At 72.5% G+C, this 19,450-nt stretch carries 19 protein-coding genes; 10 read left to right on the forward strand and 9 right to left on the reverse strand.

Annotation, left to right across the window (positions count from 1 at the left end; all coding sequences use genetic code 11):
- The 3 genes from Q0967_RS05360 to Q0967_RS05370 are packed head-to-tail and all read right to left on the reverse strand — an operon-like array spanning position 1 to position 806.
- Positions 1 to 255, reverse strand: coding sequence for a hypothetical protein (locus Q0967_RS05360; RefSeq protein ID WP_298751867.1), 255 nt, complete (start codon positions 253 to 255; stop codon positions 1 to 3).
- A gap of 1 nt (position 256) precedes the next feature.
- On the reverse strand, positions 257 to 454 hold the full coding sequence (locus Q0967_RS05365; protein WP_298751865.1) for a transcriptional regulator: 198 nt from the start codon (positions 452 to 454) through the stop codon (positions 257 to 259).
- 52 nt (positions 455 to 506) lie between these two features.
- Complete coding sequence (locus tag Q0967_RS05370; RefSeq protein WP_298751863.1) at positions 507 to 806, reverse strand: GNAT family N-acetyltransferase; 300 nt, start codon at positions 804 to 806, stop codon at positions 507 to 509.
- A 93-nt stretch (positions 807 to 899) separates the two neighbouring features.
- Between Q0967_RS05370 and Q0967_RS05375 the strand changes: the two genes are divergently transcribed.
- Positions 900 to 1,949 carry an SGNH/GDSL hydrolase family protein gene (locus Q0967_RS05375; RefSeq protein ID WP_298751861.1) on the forward strand — a complete coding sequence of 350 codons (1,050 nt, stop codon included), beginning with the start codon at positions 900 to 902 and terminating at the stop codon, positions 1,947 to 1,949.
- Positions 1,950 to 2,015: 66 nt separating this feature from the next.
- On the forward strand, positions 2,016 to 2,396 hold the full coding sequence (locus Q0967_RS05380; protein WP_298751859.1) for a DUF2237 family protein: 381 nt from the start codon (positions 2,016 to 2,018) through the stop codon (positions 2,394 to 2,396).
- 3 nt (positions 2,397 to 2,399) lie between these two features.
- Here Q0967_RS05380 and Q0967_RS05385 read toward each other — a convergent pair whose 3' ends face one another.
- A complete protein-coding gene (locus tag Q0967_RS05385) occupies positions 2,400 to 3,143 on the reverse strand; it encodes a hypothetical protein (RefSeq protein WP_298751857.1) in 744 nt (247 codons plus the stop codon).
- Positions 3,144 to 3,382: 239 nt separating this feature from the next.
- Between Q0967_RS05385 and Q0967_RS05390 the strand changes: the two genes are divergently transcribed.
- Positions 3,383 to 3,658 carry a DUF1540 domain-containing protein gene (locus tag Q0967_RS05390; protein WP_298751855.1) on the forward strand — a complete coding sequence of 92 codons (276 nt, stop codon included), beginning with the start codon at positions 3,383 to 3,385 and terminating at the stop codon, positions 3,656 to 3,658.
- On the opposite strand, the gene Q0967_RS05395 is transcribed toward Q0967_RS05390, so the two are convergent.
- The 3 genes from Q0967_RS05395 to Q0967_RS05405 all read right to left on the reverse strand — a co-directional run bounded on the left by Q0967_RS05395 (position 3,643) and on the right by Q0967_RS05405 (position 6,645).
- A complete protein-coding gene (locus tag Q0967_RS05395; protein ID WP_298751852.1) occupies positions 3,643 to 4,446 on the reverse strand; it encodes a hypothetical protein in 804 nt (267 codons plus the stop codon). The two genes, Q0967_RS05390 and Q0967_RS05395, sit on opposite strands and share 16 nt — an antisense overlap.
- A gap of 63 nt (positions 4,447 to 4,509) precedes the next feature.
- Entirely contained in the window at positions 4,510 to 5,535 is a 1,026-nt protein-coding gene (locus tag Q0967_RS05400) for an endonuclease/exonuclease/phosphatase family protein (protein ID WP_298751850.1), read from the reverse strand.
- 96 nt (positions 5,536 to 5,631) lie between these two features.
- On the reverse strand, positions 5,632 to 6,645 hold the full coding sequence (locus Q0967_RS05405; RefSeq protein WP_298751848.1) for a LacI family DNA-binding transcriptional regulator: 1,014 nt from the start codon (positions 6,643 to 6,645) through the stop codon (positions 5,632 to 5,634).
- A 149-nt stretch (positions 6,646 to 6,794) separates the two neighbouring features.
- Here Q0967_RS05405 and Q0967_RS05410 point away from each other — a divergent pair, with 149 nt between their 5' ends.
- The 6 genes from Q0967_RS05410 (at position 6,795) to Q0967_RS05435 (ending at position 16,033) form a co-directional block, all read left to right on the forward strand.
- Positions 6,795 to 8,879, forward strand: a complete 2,085-nt coding sequence (locus tag Q0967_RS05410; RefSeq protein WP_298751846.1) for a beta-galactosidase — start codon at positions 6,795 to 6,797, stop codon at positions 8,877 to 8,879.
- Positions 8,876 to 9,760 (forward strand): carbohydrate ABC transporter permease, encoded by an 885-nt coding sequence (locus tag Q0967_RS05415; protein ID WP_298751844.1) that lies wholly within the window; start codon positions 8,876 to 8,878, stop codon positions 9,758 to 9,760. The genes Q0967_RS05410 and Q0967_RS05415 overlap by 4 nt, the downstream gene beginning before the upstream one ends.
- Complete coding sequence (locus Q0967_RS05420) at positions 9,757 to 10,623, forward strand: carbohydrate ABC transporter permease (protein WP_298751842.1); 867 nt, start codon at positions 9,757 to 9,759, stop codon at positions 10,621 to 10,623. The genes Q0967_RS05415 and Q0967_RS05420 overlap by 4 nt, the downstream gene beginning before the upstream one ends.
- A gap of 32 nt (positions 10,624 to 10,655) precedes the next feature.
- Entirely contained in the window at positions 10,656 to 11,999 is a 1,344-nt protein-coding gene (locus Q0967_RS05425; protein ID WP_298751840.1) for a sugar ABC transporter substrate-binding protein, read from the forward strand.
- A gap of 205 nt (positions 12,000 to 12,204) precedes the next feature.
- On the forward strand, positions 12,205 to 14,556 hold the full coding sequence (locus Q0967_RS05430; RefSeq protein ID WP_298751838.1) for an excinuclease ABC subunit UvrA: 2,352 nt from the start codon (positions 12,205 to 12,207) through the stop codon (positions 14,554 to 14,556).
- A 163-nt stretch (positions 14,557 to 14,719) separates the two neighbouring features.
- Positions 14,720 to 16,033, forward strand: coding sequence for a serine hydrolase (locus tag Q0967_RS05435; protein WP_299449473.1), 1,314 nt, complete (start codon positions 14,720 to 14,722; stop codon positions 16,031 to 16,033).
- A 51-nt stretch (positions 16,034 to 16,084) separates the two neighbouring features.
- Here the strand turns inward: Q0967_RS05435 and Q0967_RS05440 are convergent, their stop codons facing one another.
- The gene (locus Q0967_RS05440) at positions 16,085 to 16,522 is read right to left on the reverse strand and encodes a hypothetical protein (RefSeq protein WP_298751833.1); all 438 of its coding nucleotides are present in this window, start codon (positions 16,520 to 16,522) and stop codon (positions 16,085 to 16,087) included.
- A gap of 64 nt (positions 16,523 to 16,586) precedes the next feature.
- Between Q0967_RS05440 and Q0967_RS05445 the strand changes: the two genes are divergently transcribed.
- Positions 16,587 to 17,501 (forward strand): exodeoxyribonuclease III, encoded by a 915-nt coding sequence (locus Q0967_RS05445; protein WP_298751831.1) that lies wholly within the window; start codon positions 16,587 to 16,589, stop codon positions 17,499 to 17,501.
- Between the two features lie 7 nt (positions 17,502 to 17,508).
- Here Q0967_RS05445 and Q0967_RS05450 read toward each other — a convergent pair whose 3' ends face one another.
- Positions 17,509 to 19,359 carry a Na+/H+ antiporter gene (locus Q0967_RS05450; RefSeq protein ID WP_298751829.1) on the reverse strand — a complete coding sequence of 617 codons (1,851 nt, stop codon included), beginning with the start codon at positions 19,357 to 19,359 and terminating at the stop codon, positions 17,509 to 17,511.
- Positions 19,360 to 19,450: the final 91 nt, after the last annotated feature.

The following is a 19,450-nucleotide window of genomic DNA, read 5'->3' on the forward strand; positions in this document are numbered from 1 at the left end:
TCAGGCCGCCAGGAACCCGTCGATCTGGTTGATCGACCCGGTGGCGCCCTCCTCGACGCCCATGTCCAGCACCTGCTGGAGGCCCTCGGCCGAGTCGTAGACCGAGGTGAAGGTCGCGCGGGTGCCGCCGTCGACCTGCTCCAGCTGGCGGGGGTCGGCATACATCTCCCACACGCGCTCGACCGGTGCCGCGAACTCCGCGGTGATCGTGATGGTGCGGCGGGCGGTGTCGGTGGTCACGTCGGTGACGGGCATGTCAGTGCTCCTCGAGAAAGGTGTCGATGCGGTCGATGCGCCCGCGCCAGAGGTGCTCCAGCTCGGTGAGCATCGAGGAGACCGAGCGGACGGCCTCCACGTCGCCGCTGGCCAGCTGCTCCCGGCCCCGGCGACGCTTGGTGAGCAGGCCGGCGCGCTCCAGCACGGCGACATGCTTCTGGACGGCGGCGAAGCTCATGTCGTAGCTCGACGCCAGGGCCGACACCGACACCGGGGGGGCGCGGCGGACCTCAGGCCTGGCGGCCGGAGTAGAGCAGGTCGGCGTAGTCGGGGTGCCGGTCGATCCAGGCCTTGATGAACGGGCAGATCGGCAGCACCGTCCGGGTCCCCTGGGCGCGGACGTCGTCCAGGGCCCACCGCGCCAGGGCGCTACCCACCCCCTGGCCCTCGGCGGCCGGCTCGACCTCGGTGTGCGTGAAGACCACGAGGATGTCGGTCAGCTGGTACTCGGCGAACCCCACCAGCGCGCCGTCGACGTGCGCCTCGTACCTCGTCAGGTCGTCGTTCCGGGTCACCTGGACATCGGCCATGCCCCCAGCCTCTCGCGACGGCCGCCCGACGTCCACACGGCCACGGGGGCCAGAACCCTGCGGTGCGTCGGAGGCTTGTGCTTGCATGTGCTCATGTCAACGACGACACGGACCCTCCTGGCCTCGACCTGCACCCTCGCCCTGGGCGCCACCCTCGCCGCCGCGCCCGCGCAGGCCGCGAGCTCCGACGGCGACTACGTCGCCCTCGGCGACAGCTTCTCCGCCGGGACGGGCACCTACGCCCGCACCGACTCCTGCTACCGCTCGCCCTTGGGCTACCCCGCGCTCCTCGCCGGTCAGCGGGGCCTCGACCTCGACTACCAGGCCTGCTCGGGGGCCGACACGACCGACGTGCTGGCCGACCAGCTGGGCACCCTGGACGCGCACACGGCCCTGGTGTCGATGACGATCGGCGGCAACGACGTCGGCTTCGCCGACGTGCTGACCGAGTGCGCGCTGCCCGGGTGGATCAGCGACTGCGACGGCGAGATCGACGACAGCCTGACCACCCTGCGCACGGTGCTGCCCGGGCGCCTCGACCAGGTCTACGGTGAGATCGCCGGGCGCGCGCCCAACGCGGAGGTGGCCGTCGCGGGCTACCCCTACCTCTTCAACGGCCAGGACTGCTCCTGGGCCACCTTCTTCTCCGGCCGGGAGATGGCGAGGCTCAACTCCGGCACGGCCGAGCTCGACCGGCTCATCGACGCCCGCTCGAGCGCGGCCGGCTTCACCTACGTGGAGGTCCGGGACGACTTCGCCGGCCACGCCGTGTGCGACCGGCAGGCGTGGATCAACAACCTCACGCTCCCGATCGACGAGTCCTTCCACCCCAACCGGGCGGGCAACCGGGCCTACGCCTCGGCGGTCGCCCCGGCGCTGGGCCTCACCTCGGTGGCGGCCCGCAGCCTGCCGGGGGCGCAGGCGCAGCCGGCGCCCGCACCGAGCGTCCGCTCGCAGGCCTCGGCGGTGCTGGACATGGACCTGACCAGCGCCGAGCACCTGCGGGAGGCCCGCGCCGCGGGCATCACGCCGGGCGAGGTCAGGAAGGCGGTGGCCAAACTGCGCAGCGGCAACGAGCAGGTCGTCCGGGCGGGTCTGCGGGAGCTGCAGCAGCTGGACGCCCAGGTCTCCTCCCGCGGCTGAGGCAGCACGCCGTCCGCGGCGTGGACCTGCGGTCGGAAGGTCCGCGTCGCCTGACATGCTGGCCTTATGCGCAACGTGCTGGGTTCCCCGCTCGAGGAGTGTGGCCGCGATCCGGTCACCGGCTTCACCCGGTCGGGCTCCTGCGAGGTGACCTCGGAGGACGCCGGCGTCCACGGGGTCTGCGCGGTCATGACCGAGGAGTTCCTCACCCACGAGTTCTCGGTCGGCAACGACCTGCTGACCCCCCGGCCCTCCTGGGGCTTCCCCGGCCTGCGGCCCGGCGACCGCTGGTGCGTCGTCGCGGCGCGCTGGCTGCAGGCCGAGCAGGACGGTCACGCCGCACCGGTGGTGCTCGCCAGCACCCACGAGCAGGTGCTCGAGGTCGTCCCCCTGGACCTCCTGCGCAGGTATGCCGTGGACGTCCCCGACGACCTGTCGGGGCTGTGAGGCTCAGTCCGTCGTCGGCTCGTCGGCCGCAGGGCGCTGCGACACCGCCACCAGGAGGGCGCCCCCGAGCAGGTCGAGGACGCCGATGACCAGCAGGATGATGGTGAGCGCGCCCGTGTCGCCAGAGCCCAGACGCTGGATGGCCAGGATGGTGATGACGATGCCGAGGACGAGGTAGATCCAGCCGCGTCGACGCAGGCTGGCGGGGTTCCGGCGGGCGGCGTCCGCGGCGGCGCGCCGCCCCGGTCCCCCGGCCTCGGCGCCCGCGGCGGCCCCCTCAGCACCCTCGGACGCCCCGGCCGTCTCCACGGTGGCGGGGGCGGCGGGTGCCGCGACCGTGCCGTCGAAGGTCTCGCCACGATGGTGGTCGTAGGCCTCGTAGCCGGTCTCCTGCCGGACCGCCTCCACCGCCCCGCGCACCTGGGCGTCGAGCGTCGCAGCGTCCCCGGGTGCGTCCTCGGGGACGGTCACGGACGCCGAGCGGTCGAAGAGCTCGACCTGGAGGCCGGTATCGAGGGCCCGCAGCTCGCCGTAGACGTCGCCCCCGGTCTCCTCGGCCACCCAGGTCTCGACCTCCCCGTCGACCACCTCGCGCAGGCGTGCCTCGATGCGGCGGAAGGTCTCGACCCCGGCGGCGAGCGCCTGCTCGTCCGTCTCGACGGCGGTGTCCTCGGCGTCGGCGGTGGCCAGCGCCTCCTCCCAGTCCTGTCCGGGACGACGCGGGCACAACGTGATGTCGTAGCTCATGGCCCCCATCTTGCCCTGTGCCGCACCGTCGCAGCGCCAGCCCGGCAGGACCTTCCCGGAATTGCGCAACACCGAGGGTGCGCATTCCTGCTGAGCCTGTGGTGAGAATGCTGTCCGAGAAATAGGAGAAAGGATTCGTCACATACTCTGATCAGGCACGATGATCTTGTGGCGCACCCGGGGGGCTCCTATTCTCGATGGATAGTTCCATCCGGGAACCAGACGAAAGGACGACCCTCATGGCCACCATGACCGCCATCAGTTCCTGTGCCGCGACCAGCTGCGCCTACAACAAGGGCGGCTGCAGCGCCGAGGCCGTGACCATCGGCGGCGACGGCGCGTCCTGCGGCACGTTCGTAGAGCTCGACGTCCGCGGCGGCCTGCCCGTCGCCGAGGGGCACGTCGGGGCCTGCCAGCGACTGGAGTGCGCCCACAACAAGGACCTCCTGTGCACCGCCGACGCCATCACCGTCGGGGGCGACACGGCGCGCTGCCTGAGCTACACCGCCGGCTGAGCGAGCAGGCCCACCGCTGCCTGGAGGTCGTCCAGGCAGCGCACGGGCTCCCCGAACGGCACGAACACCGTGCGGGTGCTCCCGGGCCCGACCTCCAGCCAGGTGCACCCGGTGCTGTCGACGTCGGCCAGCACCCGTTCCCCCACGACCGGGGCCATCGAGGCAGGCGTGGGGTGGCCCGGGCCGACCAGCCCCTCCCGCGCACCGCAGACGACCTCCTCGACGATCTGCCCGATGCGTCCGGACCCCAGCTCCTCGACGGCGTCCCGGCAGAGCCACTCCTGGTCGCGAGCCGGGAAGCACGGCGGGTGCACGACCTCGGAGAACGACATCGGCGTCACCCCCGCCTGGTCGTGCAGCAGCAGCCGGTCCAGGCAGAGCAGGGCCACCTGGGCCCCCGTGGTCGCCGGCCAGTCCACCTCCGGCGGCAGCAGCCCCAGGCTGCTCATGGCCCGCGTCTCGGCCTCGTCCATGATCCGCAGGTGGGCGAGGGCGTGCAGGCTGGCCACCGAGACCCGCGTGCGCGGGTCCGCCCCGTGCTGGTCGACCTTGAATCGGACCTCGCGGCACGTCTGCGACGGGTCCAGGGTGTCGGCCGGCAGGGCCACCACCGGCACGTCCGCCGCCGTGAGCCCGTGGGCCAGCACGTGCAGGGCGCGGTCGGGGTCGTCCCGGTAGGCGACGACGGACGCCCGCCCGGCGCCGCGCAGCAGCCGCGCCGCCGTCGAGCGGGTGGTCCCCTCCCGCATCCGGTTGGTCACCGTCGGGGTGGGCTGGGCTGGCGTCATGAGGTAAGGATAACCTCACCTCTTTAGCGAAAAGCAAGTGCGCGCATACCTGCAGGTGGAGGCTCAGGCGGGTGCGTGGCGGAAGCGGACGAGGACGACGCCGTGGTCGGTGCTGCCGTCGGCGCGGTGGTCCGCGGTGTGCAGGTGGTCGTTGTCGATGGTCAGCCCGTCGAAGAGCCAGCGCCGCCGCCGCGAGTGGTCGTAGAACTGCTCCGACACCAGCACGTGGTCCAGCGACTCGCGCAGGTCCTGGAAGACGTGCGTGTAGTAGACATCGCGGGTGTCGCGGTACTGCTGCAGCGTCTGGGCGGTGTAGAGCGCGTTGTCGCCCCCTCCCCGGGAGTCGCCGACGAGGTAGCGCGGTTGCTCGGTCAGCAGGTTGAGGGTGTTGGAGTGCTGGCCGTCGTTGAGGTCGCCGAGCACCATGACGGGGGTGACGGTGCCCTTGAGCTGGGCCGTCAGGACCACCCGCAGGGCGGCGGCCTCGGCGGTCCGGCGGATGGTGGACAGGGCCGACCCGATGGCGGTGGTATGCGGCTTGTACCGGTCGCGGTCGGCGTCGTACCACCCTTCACGCCAGACCTGCGTCGGTGCCTTGGACTTCAGGTGGCACACGTAGACGGTGGTGGCGGGCTCGTCCTGGCGCGGTGCGATGTCGAAGCGGAGCACGGGCCGGGAGAAACCGCGGATGCGCACCGACACGTCAGGGGTCTGCGGGTCCTCGCCTCCCGACTCCAGCCTCAGGTCCTCGGGGAAGTCCTCGATCCAGGTGGCGGTGCCGGGCACGAGGAGGTCGCGCCGCACCAGCGCCGCACACACGATCCGGGCGCCGGTCGCCGGGTCGGCGAGCAGGGCGTACTCCTCCTCGAGCCCGGCCTGGACGAGCACGTCACGCAGGGCGTCGACGTGCCAGAGCTCCTGCAGCCCCACCACGTCGGGGGCGAGCCGGGCGAGGACGCCGGCGGACCAGGCGACCTTGGCGGCGTACTCCTGGGGGCTCCAGCCCTCCTCGTCGCGGTACATCGGGCCACCGGGCAGGTTGAGGTTGTAGAGGTTGAAGGTCACCACGCTCAGCGTCGTCCGGTCCACCGCTGTCCTCCTCGGGTCGTGGGCCACCGGGTGCCACGCTCTCAGAGGGGCGCGGACCGCCGCAGATACGAGCCCACCCGGCGCCGGACGGTGCCGTCAGGCCGAGTCGCGGGCGACGACCTCGGTGGGCAGCAGTCGACCCTCCGGCCCGGCCGGTATGCCGGAGAGCTGGTCGAGCACCAGCCGAGCCGCGGCGGCGCCCAGGTCGCGCGCGGGCTGGCGCACCGTCGTCAGGGCGGGCCGGCACCGTCGGGCCCAGCTGGAGTCGTCGAAGCCGACCAGGGCGACGTCCTCCGGCACCCGCCGACCGGCGGCCAGCAGCGCCTCCAGGGCGCCGGCGGCCACGGCGTCCGAGGTGGCGAAGACCCCGTCGACGTCGGGAGCGCGGTCCAGCAGCTCGCGCATCGCGTCCCGACCCGCGGCGTACTCGTAGAGCGGGCGCTCCACGACCAGCCCCGGGTCGAAGGCCGGGCCCAGCGCCGCGCGGAAGCCGGCGAGCCGGTCCGCACCCGAGTCGCGGTCGAGACCCACGGCGATGATGCCGACTCGCCGCCGGCCCCGGTCCACCAGGAGCTGGGTCACCGCCGCCGCGGCGCCGGCGTTGTCGATGCCCACCCAGGGCATCTCGACCCCCTGCGGCGGCCGGCCGACCAGCGCCGTCGGCAGGGTGGTCCGCTGCATCGCCTCGAGGAGGGCGTCGTGCTCCCGCGCGGAGACGACCACCGCACCGTCGACGAACCCGCCCCGCAGGTAGCGCACGACCCGCTCGGTGTCGCGCTCGGAGTCGATGACCAGGCTGACCAGCTGCTGGTCGGCGGTCGAGAGCACCTCGTTGGCCCCGAGCAGGATGGCGCCGATGTTGGGGTCCTCCAGGAAGAGCTCGTGCGGCTCGTGGACGACGAGCCCCACGGCACCGGACCGGTTGAGGGCGAGGTTGCGCGCCGCGGTGTTGGGCACGTAGCCCACCGTGCGGACCGCTCGCTCGATCGCCTCCCGGGCGTGGTCGGAGACGTACCCCTCTCCGTTGAGCACCCGGCTCACGGTGCCCCGGGACACGCCGGCAGCCGCCGCGACATCGCGGATCGTCACGCGTCCGGCAGAGGGGGGCATACCCCGATCCTACCCAGGGGGTTGACAGCCACGGGTGCTGACGGGCAGTCTCTGTGCACGGTCACAGAAACGCGCATCCGCTTCGCCGGTGCTGGTTCTGTGCACGGTCACAGGCGACCGACCCGGTCGCCCTGCGCGAAGGAGCGGCGATGGTCCAGGTCGGCACCCCACCGGTGTGGTCGCACCGTCGCGTCGACCCCGCAGAGGCGCCCGGGCGCACCCCGTGGCGCACCGACCACCCGCTGCTGGGCTGCGACTACAACCCCGAGCAGTGGCCTCGGGAGGTGTGGCACGAGGACGTCCGGCTCATGCGCGAGGCCGGCGTCGAGCTGGTGGCGGTCAACATCTTCGGCTGGGCCGAGGTCCAGCCCGCCGCCGACCGCTTCGCCTTCGACCGCCTGGACGAGGTGCTGGACCTGCTCCACGAGCACCGCATCGGGGTCAACCTCGGCACCGGGACGGCGTCCCCGCCGCCCTGGCTGACCACGGCATACCCGCAGGTCCTCCCGGTCGCCGAGGACGGCACCACCCGCTGGCCGGGGGGCCGGCAGGCGTGGTGCCCCAGCTCGCCGGTCTTCCGCGAGCTCTCCCTGGCGCTCGTGGACCGGGTGGCCTCCCGCTACGGCCGGCACCCGGCCCTGCGCCTGTGGCACGTGAGCAACGAGCTCGGTGGGCACAACTCGCTGTGCTACTGCGATGTCAGTGCCGAGGCCTTCCGCCGGTGGCTGCGCGAGCGCTACGGCCGGATCGAGGCGGTGAACGAGGCCTGGGGCACCTCGTTCTGGTCCCAGCGCTACGGCACCTTCGAGGAGATCCTGCCCCCGCGCCTGACGCTGTCCACCCCGAACCCCGGCCAGGCCCTGGACTTCCACCGCTTCAGCTCCGACGAGCTGCTCGCCCAGCACCGCGCGGAGGCCGAGGTGATCCGGACCCGCAGCCCCCTGCCGGTCACCACCAACCTCATGGTCACGGCGCACCAGCGCGACATGGATTACTGGGACTGGGCGCCGCACCTCGACGTCGTCGCCAACGACCACTACCTCGACCACCGGCTCGCCGACCCGGCCGCCGAGCTCGCCTTCTGCGCCGACCTCACCCGCGGGCTGGCGCAGGGCCGGCCCTGGATCCTCATGGAGCACGCCACCGGTGCGGTCAACTGGCAGCCGGTCAACATCGCCAAGCAGCCGGGCGAGCTGCTGCGCGGCTCGGTGGCGCACCTCGCGCGCGGCGCCGACGCGCTCTGCTTCTTCCAGTGGCGGGCCTCGCGCCAGGGCGCGGAGAAGTTCCACTCGGCGATGCTGCCGCACGCCGGCACGGACTCGGCGACGTGGCGCGAGGTGCTCGAGCTCGGCCGGATCCTGCGTGCCCTGCCCGACCTCGCCGGGACCCGGGTGTCCGCCGAGGTCGCCCTCGTCTTCTCCTACGAGAACTGGTGGGCGGCCGACGCCCCCAACCGGCCCAGCGAGCTGGTCGTCCACCTCGAGCAGGTCCACCAGGCCTATGCCGCGTTGCGGGCGGCCGGCGTCGGTGTCGACATCGTGCCCCCGGGTGCCGCGCTCCAGGGCTACCGGGTCGTGGTCGTGCCCCACCTCTACCTCGTCCGTGACGCCGAGGCCGCCGTCCTGGAGGACTTCGTCGCCGGCGGCGGGCACGCGCTCGTGACCTTCTTCTCCGGCATCGTCGACGAGGACGACCGGGTGCGCCCCGGCGGCTACCCCGGTGCCTTCCGCGACCTGCTCGGCGTCACCGTCGAGGAGGTCCACCCGCTGCCGGAGGGGGTCGCCCTGGCCCTGGAGGGCGCCCCGGGCGGGACGGTGCGCCGCTGGACCGAGCGAGTCCGGCTCGACGGGGCGCGGGCCCACCGCCGCCTGGGGGCGGGCCCGCTCGCGGGGCACCCGGCGGTCACCGTCCACGAGCACGGCACGGGACGCGCCTGGTACGCCGCGGCGGACCTCGACCCCGACGCCCAGCGAGCGCTGGTCGAGGAGGTGCTCGCCGGGGCGGGCGTGCAGCCCGAGCCGGGTGCCGGCCCGCAGGTCGAGGTCGTGCGCCGGCGCGCCGAGCCCGTGGGCTCGGGCCCGGACTTCCTCTTCGTCCTCAACCACGGCCCCGACACCGTGCTGGTCCCCGCCCGGGGCAGCGAGGTGTGCACGGGCGAGGACGTCGACCCCACGCTCGAGGTGCCGGCCGGCGCCGTCCGCATCGTCCGACTCTCAGCGCAGGAGCAGTCATGAGCCGCCCGACCCGACCACGGGTGCAGCACCCCGGCGCGATCGCGATCTTCATCGGTCCGTTCGCGGTGCTGTTCACCCTCTTCTACCTGCTGCCGGTGGCCTACGCCGTCTGGCAGTCGACGCGCACGGTCGAGCGCACGGGCACCTTCGGCCCGGCCGAGGAGGTCTTCGGCGGGCTGACGCAGTACCGCGAGGTCATCGCCGACGAGGCCTTCTGGGACTCCGTCGGCCGGGTGCTGCTCTTCGGGGCGGTGCAGGTCCCGATCATGCTGGGCGTGGCGCTGCTGCTGGCCCTGCTGCTCGACTCACCGGTCGTCAAGGGAGCGCGCTTCTTCCGGCTCGCCTTCTTCGCCCCGTACGCCGTCCCCGGCGTCATCGCGGCGATCATGTGGGGCTTCCTCTACTCGCCCAACCTGTCACCGTTCACCGGCGTCACCCGCGAGGTCGACCTCCTCGGCAGCGGGCTGGTGCTGTGGTCCATCGCCAACGTCGTGACCTGGGTCTACGTCGGCTACAACATGCTCATCATCTACTCCTCGCTGCTGGCGATCCCGGGCGAGGTCTACGAGGCGGCCCTGCTCGACGGGGCCGGCCAGTGGCGCATCGCGTGGTCGGTCAAGATCCCGCTCGTGCTGCCGGCGATCATTCTCACCGGCGTCTTCTCCATCATCGGCACCCTGCAGCTGCTCGCCGAGCCGCAGGTCTTCCGCACCTTCTCCACCGCGGTGACCAGCGACTACACCCCGAACCTGCTGGTCTACACGACGGCCGCCGTGCCCAACCAGCCGCTCGCCGCGGCGTTCTCGGTGGTGCTCGCGCTGGCGACCTTCGTGCTCTCCTTCACCTTCCTCAAGCTGACCCAACGGAGGGCCTTCTCGTGAGCGCGACACCCAGCAGCACGGCATACCGGCAGAGCCCGGTCTCCCGGACGGTCGCGATGCTCGTCCTGGGCGTGTTCACCCTCTACTTCCTCACGCCCATCTGGTGGCTGTTCATCGCCGCCACCAAGGAGCGCGGCGACCTCACGACGACCAACCCGCTGTGGTTCTCCGACCTCAACCTCGTGGAGAACCTGCAGGGCGTCTTCTCCTACGGCGACGCGATCCTGCCGCGCTGGCTGCTCAACTCGGTGCTCTACGCCGGGGTCGGCTCGCTGGTCGCGACGGTGCTGGCGGGGATGTGCGGGTACGCCCTCGCGAAGTACGCCTTCCCCGGCCGGGAGGTCATCTTCAACGTCGTCCTCGGCGGGGTGCTCGTGCCGGCGACCGCGCTGGCGCTGCCGCTGTTCCTCATCTTCGCCCAGGTGGGCGCGACCAACACCTTCTGGTCGGTCTTCCTGCCGAGCATCGTCAGCCCGTTCGGCGTCTACCTCGCGCGGATCTACGCCGCCTCGTCGGTGCCCGACGAGCTGCTTGAGGCGGCCCGGCTCGACGGCGCCGGCGAGGTCCGCACCTTCTTCTCGGTCTCGGTGCGGCTCATGGTGCCCGCGCTGGTGACCGTCTACCTCTTCCAGTTCGTGGCGATCTGGAACAACTTCTTCCTGCCGCTCATCATGCTGCGCGACGAGCGCCTCTTCCCGGTGACGCTGGGCCTCTACAACTGGAACACCGTCGTCAACCAGGTCCCCGAGCTGCGCCTCTACGTCCTCACCGGCTCCCTGGTCTCCATCGTGCCGCTCATCGTCGTCTTCCTGCTCCTCCAACGCTTCTGGCGCTCCGGTCTGGGCACCGGTTCGGTGAAGTAGCTCCACCCACCCCTGAAGAAAGAGTGACACCCATGAAGATCACATCACCACTGCTGGGGGCCGCCTCGGTGGCCCTGCTGCTCACCCTGGCCGCGTGCGGCGGCGGCGACTCCGGCTCCGAGGGTGCCGCCGAGGGTGATGGCGCCGCAGCTGCCGACTGCGAGCCCAGCGACGGGGAGGTCAGCCTGACCTTCTTCTCCTGGGTTCCCGGCATCGAGGGCGTCGTCGACATCTGGAACGAGCAGAACCCGGACGTCCAGGTCGAGGTGCAGACCGGCCCCAACGGCAACTCCGGCACCTACCAGAACTTCTTCAACCAGCTCGAGGCCGGCAATCCCCCCGACCTGGGCCAGATCGAGTTCGACGCGCTGCCCAACTTCCGGGTGCAGGACGGGCTGACCGACATCGGTGGGTGCGAGGGCGTCATGGACTCCCAGGAGCAGTTCGTCGACTGGACCTGGAGCCAGGTGCAGCTCGGCGAGGAGGACGCGGTCTACGCGATCCCGCAGGACACCGGCCCGATGGCGATGTTCTACCGCGAGGACCTCTTCACCGAGGCCGGCATCGAGGTGCCGACGACGTGGGAGGAGTATGCCGCCGCCGCCGAGCAGGTGCGCGAGAACGACGCCTACATCACCAACTTCTCGACCAGCGACATCAACCAGTTCGCCGGCTTCGTCTGGCAGGCCGGCGGCTCGTGGTTCGGCAACGAGGGCGACACCTGGCAGGTCGGGCTCGACAGCGAGGAGTCGGTGCAGGTCGCCGACTACTGGAACGGGCTCATCCAGGATGACCTCGTCTCCACCCTCCCGCCGTGGACCACCGAGTGGGACAACGCCTACAACAGCGGCGACGCGTGGACCTGGATCTCGGCGGTCTGGGGTGCGAACTCCATCATGTCCGGTGCCCCCGACACCGAGGGCAGCTGGCGGGTCGCCCCCATGCCGACCTGGGGCGACGAGCAGGCGGCCGGCAACTGGGGCGGCTCGACCACGGCCGTCTTCAAGGGCAGCGAGCACCCGCACGAGGCCGCGCAGTTCGCCCTGTGGCTCAACACCTCCGAGGAGGCCCACGAGGCGCTCATCGAGGCGGCGAACCTCTACCCGGCCACCACCGAGGGCCAGCAGCTGCCGGCCCTCTCCGAGGGCGTGCCGTTCTACGGCGACCAGGAGATCTACCAGGTCTTCACCGAGGCCGGGGCCACCGTGCCCACCGAGTGGACCTGGGGCCCGACGATGACGCAGGTCTACAACGACGTGTCCGACGGCTTCTCCGCCGCGGCGAGCGGCAACGGCAGCCTCGCCGAGGCGCTGACCTCGACGCAGGAGTCGACGACGAGCGCGCTGGAGAGCCAGGGCATACCGGTCGGGGAGTGAGCCGGTGGGGGCGGGCCGGCACCGTCCGCACCGCCCGCTGCCACCTCGCCCTCAGCGCCCGTCCTGAGTCCTCGTGACCGTGGTTCTGCCGCCGGGGCAGCAGGACCACGGTCGGGCCGGGTGACGGACAGCGCCTGACCGTCGTCCTCCTGCCCCGGCAAGAATTTCCCGGTCGTGCGGGCCCACCCCGTGGCACGATCGGCCCATGCACCCCGCGGACAGCCACGACGTCATCCGGGTGCGCGGCGCCCGGGTCAACAACCTGCGCGACGTCGACGTCGACATCCCCAAGCGCCGGCTCACCGTCTTCTCCGGGGTGTCCGGCTCCGGCAAGTCCAGCCTGGTCTTCGGCACCGTCGCCGCCGAGAGCCAACGGCTCATCAACGAGACCTACTCGGCCTTCCTCCAGTCCTTCATGCCGGTGACGAGCCGGCCGGAGGTCGAGGAGCTCGACGGGCTGTCGGCGGCGATCGTCGTCGACCAGGAGCGGCTCGGTGCCAACGCGCGCTCGACCGTGGGGACCGCGACCGACGCCTACGCCCTGCTGCGCATCCTCTTCAGCCGGCTGTCCGAGCCGCACGTCGGGCCCAGCTCGGCCTTCTCGTTCAACCTCGCCAGCGCCAGCGGCAGCGGACGGCTGGTCGTCGAGAAGGACGGCAAGGCACCCAAGGGCGAGGTCGCGACCTTCGAGTTCATCGGGGGCATGTGCCCCGTGTGCGAGGGCCTCGGCACGCGGGCCGCGATCGACGAGGACGTCGTGGTCGACCGCGGCAAGAGCCTCAACGAGGGCGCCATCCTCGTCCCGGGGTATGGCGTGGGCACCTGGGGCTGGAAGATGTACGGCGACGAGGGGGCGGCGGCCGACGGCAAGCTCGACATGGACAAGAAGCTCGCCGACTACTCCGAGCGCGAGTGGCACTGGTTGATGTACCAGGAGCCGACGAAGGTGAAGTTCGCGGGGATCAACCTGACCTACGAGGGTCTGGTGGTGCGCATCCGACGCACCCTCTTCGGCGACAAGGAGCCCAAGCAGAAGCACATGATCGAGTTCAAGGAGCGGGTCGCGACGACCGGCCCGTGCAGCGAGTGCGGCGGCACCCGGCTCAACGAGGCGGCGCGGACCGCGACGGTGCACGGCACGACGATCAGCGAGTGCACGGCCATGCAGGTCAGCGACCTGGTCGGGTGGGTCCGCGGCATCGACGACCCCTCGGTGCGGCCGCTGGTCGCCAACCTGGCCGCGATGCTCGACGCGTTCACCGAGATCGGTCTGGGATACCTCTCCCTCGACCGGGAGGCGGGGAGCCTGTCCGGGGGCGAGGCGCAGCGGGTGAAGATGATCCGTCAGCTCGGCAGCGCGCTCACCGACGTGACCTACGTCTTCGACGAGCCGACGGTGGGGCTGCACCCGCACGACATCCGCCGGATGATCGCGCTGCTGACCTCCCTGCGCGACAAGGGCAACACCATCCTCGTGGTCGAGCACAAGCCCGAGGTCATCGAGGCGGCCGACCACGTCATCGACATCGGCCCGGGAGCCGGTGGCGACGGGGGCACGATCACCTTCGAGGGGGAGGTCGCCGGGCTGCGCGCCTCGGACACGGTCACCGGCCACTACCTGGACCACCGCATGCCGTTGCGCGAGGAGGTGCGGACGCCCACCGGGGCGATCGAGATCCGGGGTGCCTCGACCCACAACCTGCGCGACGTCGACGTCGACCTGCCGACGGGGGTGCTCGTCGCGGTCACCGGGGTGGCCGGGTCGGGCAAGAGCTCGCTCGTCCACGGCTCGCTCGGCGGCCACGAGGACGTGCTCATCGTCGACCAGTCCGCGATCCGGGGCTCCCGCCGGTCCAACCCGGCGACGTACTCCGGGCTGCTCGACCCGATCCGCACCGCCTTCGCCAAGGAGAACGACGTCTCCGCCTCGCTCTTCTCGCCCAACTCCGAGGGCGCCTGCCCGGCCTGCAACGGCCAGGGCGTGATCTACCCCGAGCAGGGCATGCTCGTCGGCGGACCGTCCCGGTGCGAGACCTGCGGGGGTCAGCGCTTCCGCGACGACGTCCTCGAGCACACCCTGCACGGGCTGACCATCGCGGAAGTCTTCGAGCTGTCCATCGCGCGGGCCGCCGAGGTCTTCAGCACCGGCAAGGCCCGGGGCATCCTGGCCCGTCTGGTCGACGTCGGCCTGGGGTACCTCCGGCTGGGTCAGCCGCTCACGACGCTCTCCGGCGGGGAGCGTCAACGGCTCAAGCTCGCCGCCCAGCTCGGCGGCAAGGGCACCACCATCGTCCTCGACGAGCCCACCGCCGGGCTGCACCTCGCCGACACCGAGCGCCTCGTCGCGATGCTGCACACGCTGGTGGACCAGGGTCACAGCCTCGTCGTCATCGAGCACAACCTGGCGGTCGTCGCGAACGCCGACTGGGTGGTGGACATCGGCCCGGGCGCCGGGCACGACGGGGGCCGGGTCGTCTTCAAGGGCACGCCCGCGCAGATGGTCGCGGACGGCGACACCCTGACCGCCGAGCACCTCAGGGAGTGGGTCGGCGCCTGACCACACGGGCGGTGCGAGGGCTGCCATGGCCCCACCCGGCCGACCGCCCCGTGGCGGTCTCATCCTCGCGGCGGAGCCGATATCAGGCCCCAGGCGGATGTGCTGGCCCCGGGGCGGGGCGAGGCTGGGGTCATCGGTCATCGACACCTGGGAGGGCACGACCATGCACCGTCGCACCACCGCCACCGCCACCGCGCTCGCACTGAGCCTGGCCGCGATCCCGGCCGCCGTCGCCGCACCGGACGCGCCGCCGCCCGCGCCGGTGGGCGCCGTCGGCACGGCCGGCGACCCCGCCGACCAGGAAGCCGTCCGAGAGGCGCTGCGGGAGGCCGCGGCGCAGGCGGCGACGCAGGTCGCCGTGCAGCGCTCGTCCCCGTCGGCCACCGCGCTGGACGTGCCCGGCCCCGCCCGGCTGCCCAGCTTCCCCCGCCCCGACCTCGACGCCGCCCTCGACCAGCTGGCCGCCGACGGCGCCATCGGCGTCACGGCGACGGTCGAGACCTCCACGCTGCGCTGGTCGGACGCGGCCGGCACCCGCGACCTCGCCGGGCAGGCGCCGGCGCTCGAGCGCAGCCCGCTGCGCGTCGCCAGCAACACCAAGATGATGGTCGCCACCCTCGTCATGCAGGAGGTGGAGGCCGGGACCTGGACGCTCGACACCCGGGTGGACGACGTCATACCGGGCCTCTTCCCGGACCACCCCGAGGTGACGATCCGCCACCTGCTCAGCCACACCTCCGGTATGCCGTTGGGCACCTACGAGCTCATCACCCCCTACGCGGGGACGGACCCGGAGGACTGGGACGCGTTCGTGTCGGCGATCGGCCGCGACTACAGCGACGCCGAGCACATCGCCGCCGTCAACGCCGCGCCGTGGGTCGGGGAGCCGGGTGCGCAGTTCAGCTACTCCAACGCCGGCTACGTCGCACTCGGCATGCTGCTCGAGGAGGTCACCGGTGAGCAGGTCGAGGCGCTGGTGGACGAGCGCATCCGCAGGCCCGCCGGCATGGGGCAGACCCGGGTGCTCGACGAGCCGGGGCTGCGTGGCCCGGCCCTGCACGAGGCGATGTACGTCGACGGACGGGGCTGGATCGGGCTGGACGGCTTCGACCCGGACGTCTTCTCGCACAGCGGGTCCGCCCTCAGCACGGTCGAGGACCTCGACGACCTCACCCGGGCGCTCATGTCCGGCGACCTGGTCTCGGAGGAGTCGGTCGAGCAGATGGTGACGCCGTCCTCGGAGAACCCCCTGGGCTACGGGCTGGGCACCTACGCCATCCCCGACCCGTGCCGACCGGGCGAGTTCCTGCACGGTCACGACGGGGCGAGCTTCGGCTCGCTCAGCCTGGCGCTCAGCTCGCGCGACGGCACCCGCCAGCTGGCCCTGGGGGTGACCGGACGCGACCTGACGGTCGCCCAGGACGCGCTCTACGACCTCAACGACCTGCTGGTCCCGATGCTCGTCGCCACCTGCTGACCGCGACGACGCCCGCGCCGGACCACGGCCGGCGCGGGCGTGACGGTGCGGTCAGGGGCGCTCGTCGGTGCTGTCCCACTCACCCTCGGTGACGTGCATGGCGGCCTCCTCGGCCGCGTCGCCGGCACCGGCCTCGGGCTGGTCGACGTCCTCACCGGCGTCGCCGCCGAGGATGTCCTGGTCGGCCGGGATGGCGTCCGGGTCGTCACCACCGAGCAGCTCGGGCTCGCGCGCGGTGTCCTCGCCGCCGTGCTCGGGACGGCCGTAGGAGGTGCCCTCCTCGGGCAGCTCCTGCGCGATCCGCTGGTCGATGGTCTCCTCGCTCGCGTCGTCGTCGGCGAACTCCGAGCTGACCGGGCGCCGGTCCGGCGGGCTCCAGGCCACGTCGGCGGTCGAGCTCGGCTCGTCCAGGTTGACCTCGGCCTCGGCCTCCTGCTCGGGGCTGTAGTCGGGGATGCCGCTCTCGTCCTCGTACGGGTTCTCGCTCATGGCTCCACAGTGTGCCCTCCGCCCTCGTGCGGCAACTCCGCAGGGCGGTCCGTAGCATCGCCGGGTGCTCCGCATCGCCACCGTCAACATCAACGGCATCCGCGCGACCCTGCGTCGCGGCTTCGGGGAGTGGATGGCCGGCCGGGACGCCGACGTCGTGACCCTGCAGGAGGTCCGCTGCACCCTCGCCGACCTCCCCGAGGACGCCTTCGGCGGCTACCACGCCGTCTACGAGCCCGGCACCATCGCCGGTCGCAACGGCGTGGCCGTCCTCGCCCGGCGGCCACCGGCGGCGGTGCGCACCTGGGGTGCCGAGGTGCTGCTGCGGGGGCCGGGAGAACGGCATACCTCGACCGTGCCGGCGCAGACCCCCACCCTCGCGCGCGGGATCTCGAGGTATGCCGCGGAGGGCCGCTACGTCGAGGTGGACCTGGCCGACGCGCCCCTGACGGTGGCCTCGCTCTACCTGCCCAAGGGCGGTCTGCCGGCCCACCTGCAGCGGCCCGGCCGGATGCGGGAGGCGCCGGACGGGGGCGCGAAGTACCAGCGCAAGATGCACTTCCTCGACGCCTTCGCCCGTCAGCTGAGGCGGGCCCGGCGCGAGGCCCGGGCCCGCGGCCGCGATCTGCTCCTGACCGGTGACCTCAACGTCGCGCACACCCAGCTGGACGTCGCGGCCTGGCGCCGCAGCCAGCAGGCCGAGGGATTCCTGCCCGAGGAGCGCGCGTGGCTGGACGACCAGCTCTCCGCGCGCACCCTCGTCGACGTCGTCCGACGCCTGCACCCGGACACCGCCGGGCCCTACTCGTGGTGGTCCTGGCTGGGGCAGTCCTACGCCCTCGACGTCGGCTGGCGCATCGACTACCACCTGGCCACGCCGGGGCTGGCCCGGTGCGCGGTGCGCGCCGAGGTGGACCGGGCGCACGCCGGCACGCGGCTCTCCGACCACGCGCCGGTGGTCGTCGACTACGACGTCTGAGGGCTGCTCAGTCCGCGAGGTGGTGCACGAAGCACCACCGCCAGCCCTCGCCGGGCTCGGCCGACTGCATGACCGGGTGCCCGGTCTCGTGGAAGTGCGCGCTCCCGTGCTGCCCCCGCGAGGAGTCGCAGCAGCCGACGTGACCGCACTCCAGGCACTGCCGCAGGGCCACGACCTCCCAGCCCTCGCGCTCGCAGGCCTCGCAGACCGGGTTCTCCACCCGCGGGGCCCGGGGGTATGCCGTGAGCTCGGGGCACTGGTGGCGACCCGTTCCCCCGGTCGCCCGGATGTCCTGCCGGGCGGCCCTGGAGGTGTCGATCATCGACTCCTCGAGGTCCAGCATCCCGAGCACCTGGCGCACCACGGTCGCCGGCACCTTGCCCTTGGCCCGGATGTGAAGGATGCGCTCGCGCTCCGCCGCGATCATCGCGAGCCGCAGCTCGGCGTAGGCCTCGGAGGGCGACTGCCGCCCCTCGGTGGTCGACAGCTGCTCCCAGGCCGCGAAGGTGCGTTGGTCCAGACGCTGGCGGATGGTGCGGGCGACCTCGGCGCTCTCGTCGGTCTCGAGCTCCTCCAGCCGCTCCAGCCCCGCGGTGGCCGCCTGCTGCAGGAGCGTGGCCCGGGCCAGCGCGTCGTCGGCCGGGTCAGGGGCGCGCACCCGTAGCACCCGGGTGAGCGCGGGCAGGGTCAGGCCCTGGAGGAGCAGCGTGCCCGCGACGACGGTGAGGGCGACGAGCAGCAGCAGGTCGCGGTAGGGCACGTCGACGGGGAGGATGAACGCGGCGGCCAGGGTGACCACCCCCCGCATCCCCGCCCAGCCGATGAGCGTCGTCTCGGCCAGCCCGGCGGGCTCGCGGCGGTCCCCGAGGCGGCTGCCCAGCAGCGGCCGGGTGAGGTGCACCCAGGCCATCCGCACCGCGATCACCGTCACCAGCGTCCCCACGCACACGGTGACGATCGTGCCCAGCGGGAGCTCGGACCCGGAGAGGTCCTCGACGATCCACCGCGCCTGCAGCCCGATGAGCAGGAAGACGACGTTCTCCAGCAGGAAGGAGATGGTGCTCCACGTGGTGGTCTCCACGATCCGGGCGCGGGCCGTCTGGAGGGTGAGGGACCGGTGGCTCAGCAGCAGGCCGACGACGACGACGCCGAAGACCCCCGATGCGCCGACCGTCTCGGCGAGCAGGTATGCCGCGAAGGGCGTCACGAAGGAGACGGCGGTGTCCAGGAGCGGGTCGTGCACACGACGCCGGATCCAGGCCACGAGGCGGTAGAGGACGAGGCCGACGAGCACCCCACCCCCGGCGGCCAGCAGGAAGTCTCCGGCCACGCCGGTGGCCGTCACGCCGCCCGCCATGGCGGCGATGGCGGTGCGCAGCGCGACGAGGGCGGTGGCGTCGTTGAGCAGCGACTCGCCCTCGAGCACGGACACGACCCGGCGGGGCAGCCCGATGCGGCGACCGACGGCGGTGGCCGCCACGGCGTCGGGCGGGGCGACGATCGCCCCGATGGCCAGCGCCACCGGCCAGCCGATGTCCGGCAGCAGCGCGACCATGAGCCCGGCGACGGCGACCATGGTCACGAGCACGGCTGCCACCGACAGCAGCAGGATGGGCCGCAGGTTGGCCTTGAGGTCCACGAGCGAGGTGGACAGCGCCGCGGTGTAGAGCAGCGGGGGCAGCAGGCCGATGAGCACGATCTCCGGCGAGAGGTGGACCTCCGGCACCCCCGGCACGAAGGACAGCCCGATGCCGACGACGGTGAGCAGCAGGGGCGCCGGAGCCCCGAGGCGCTCGGACAGCGCCTCGCCCGCGATGACCACGACCGCGAGCAGCACCAGCAGGACGGCGATCTCCACGAGGTGATTGTCCTCCACGCCCGCGCTGGGCGGGACGTCCGCGGCGGTGCCTGCCCCGAGGGCCGATCCGCGTCCGGCCGTCGAGTGGGCG

This window comes from uncultured Serinicoccus sp. (assembly GCF_947500995.1).
GTDB lineage: Bacteria > Actinomycetota > Actinomycetes > Actinomycetales > Dermatophilaceae > Ornithinicoccus.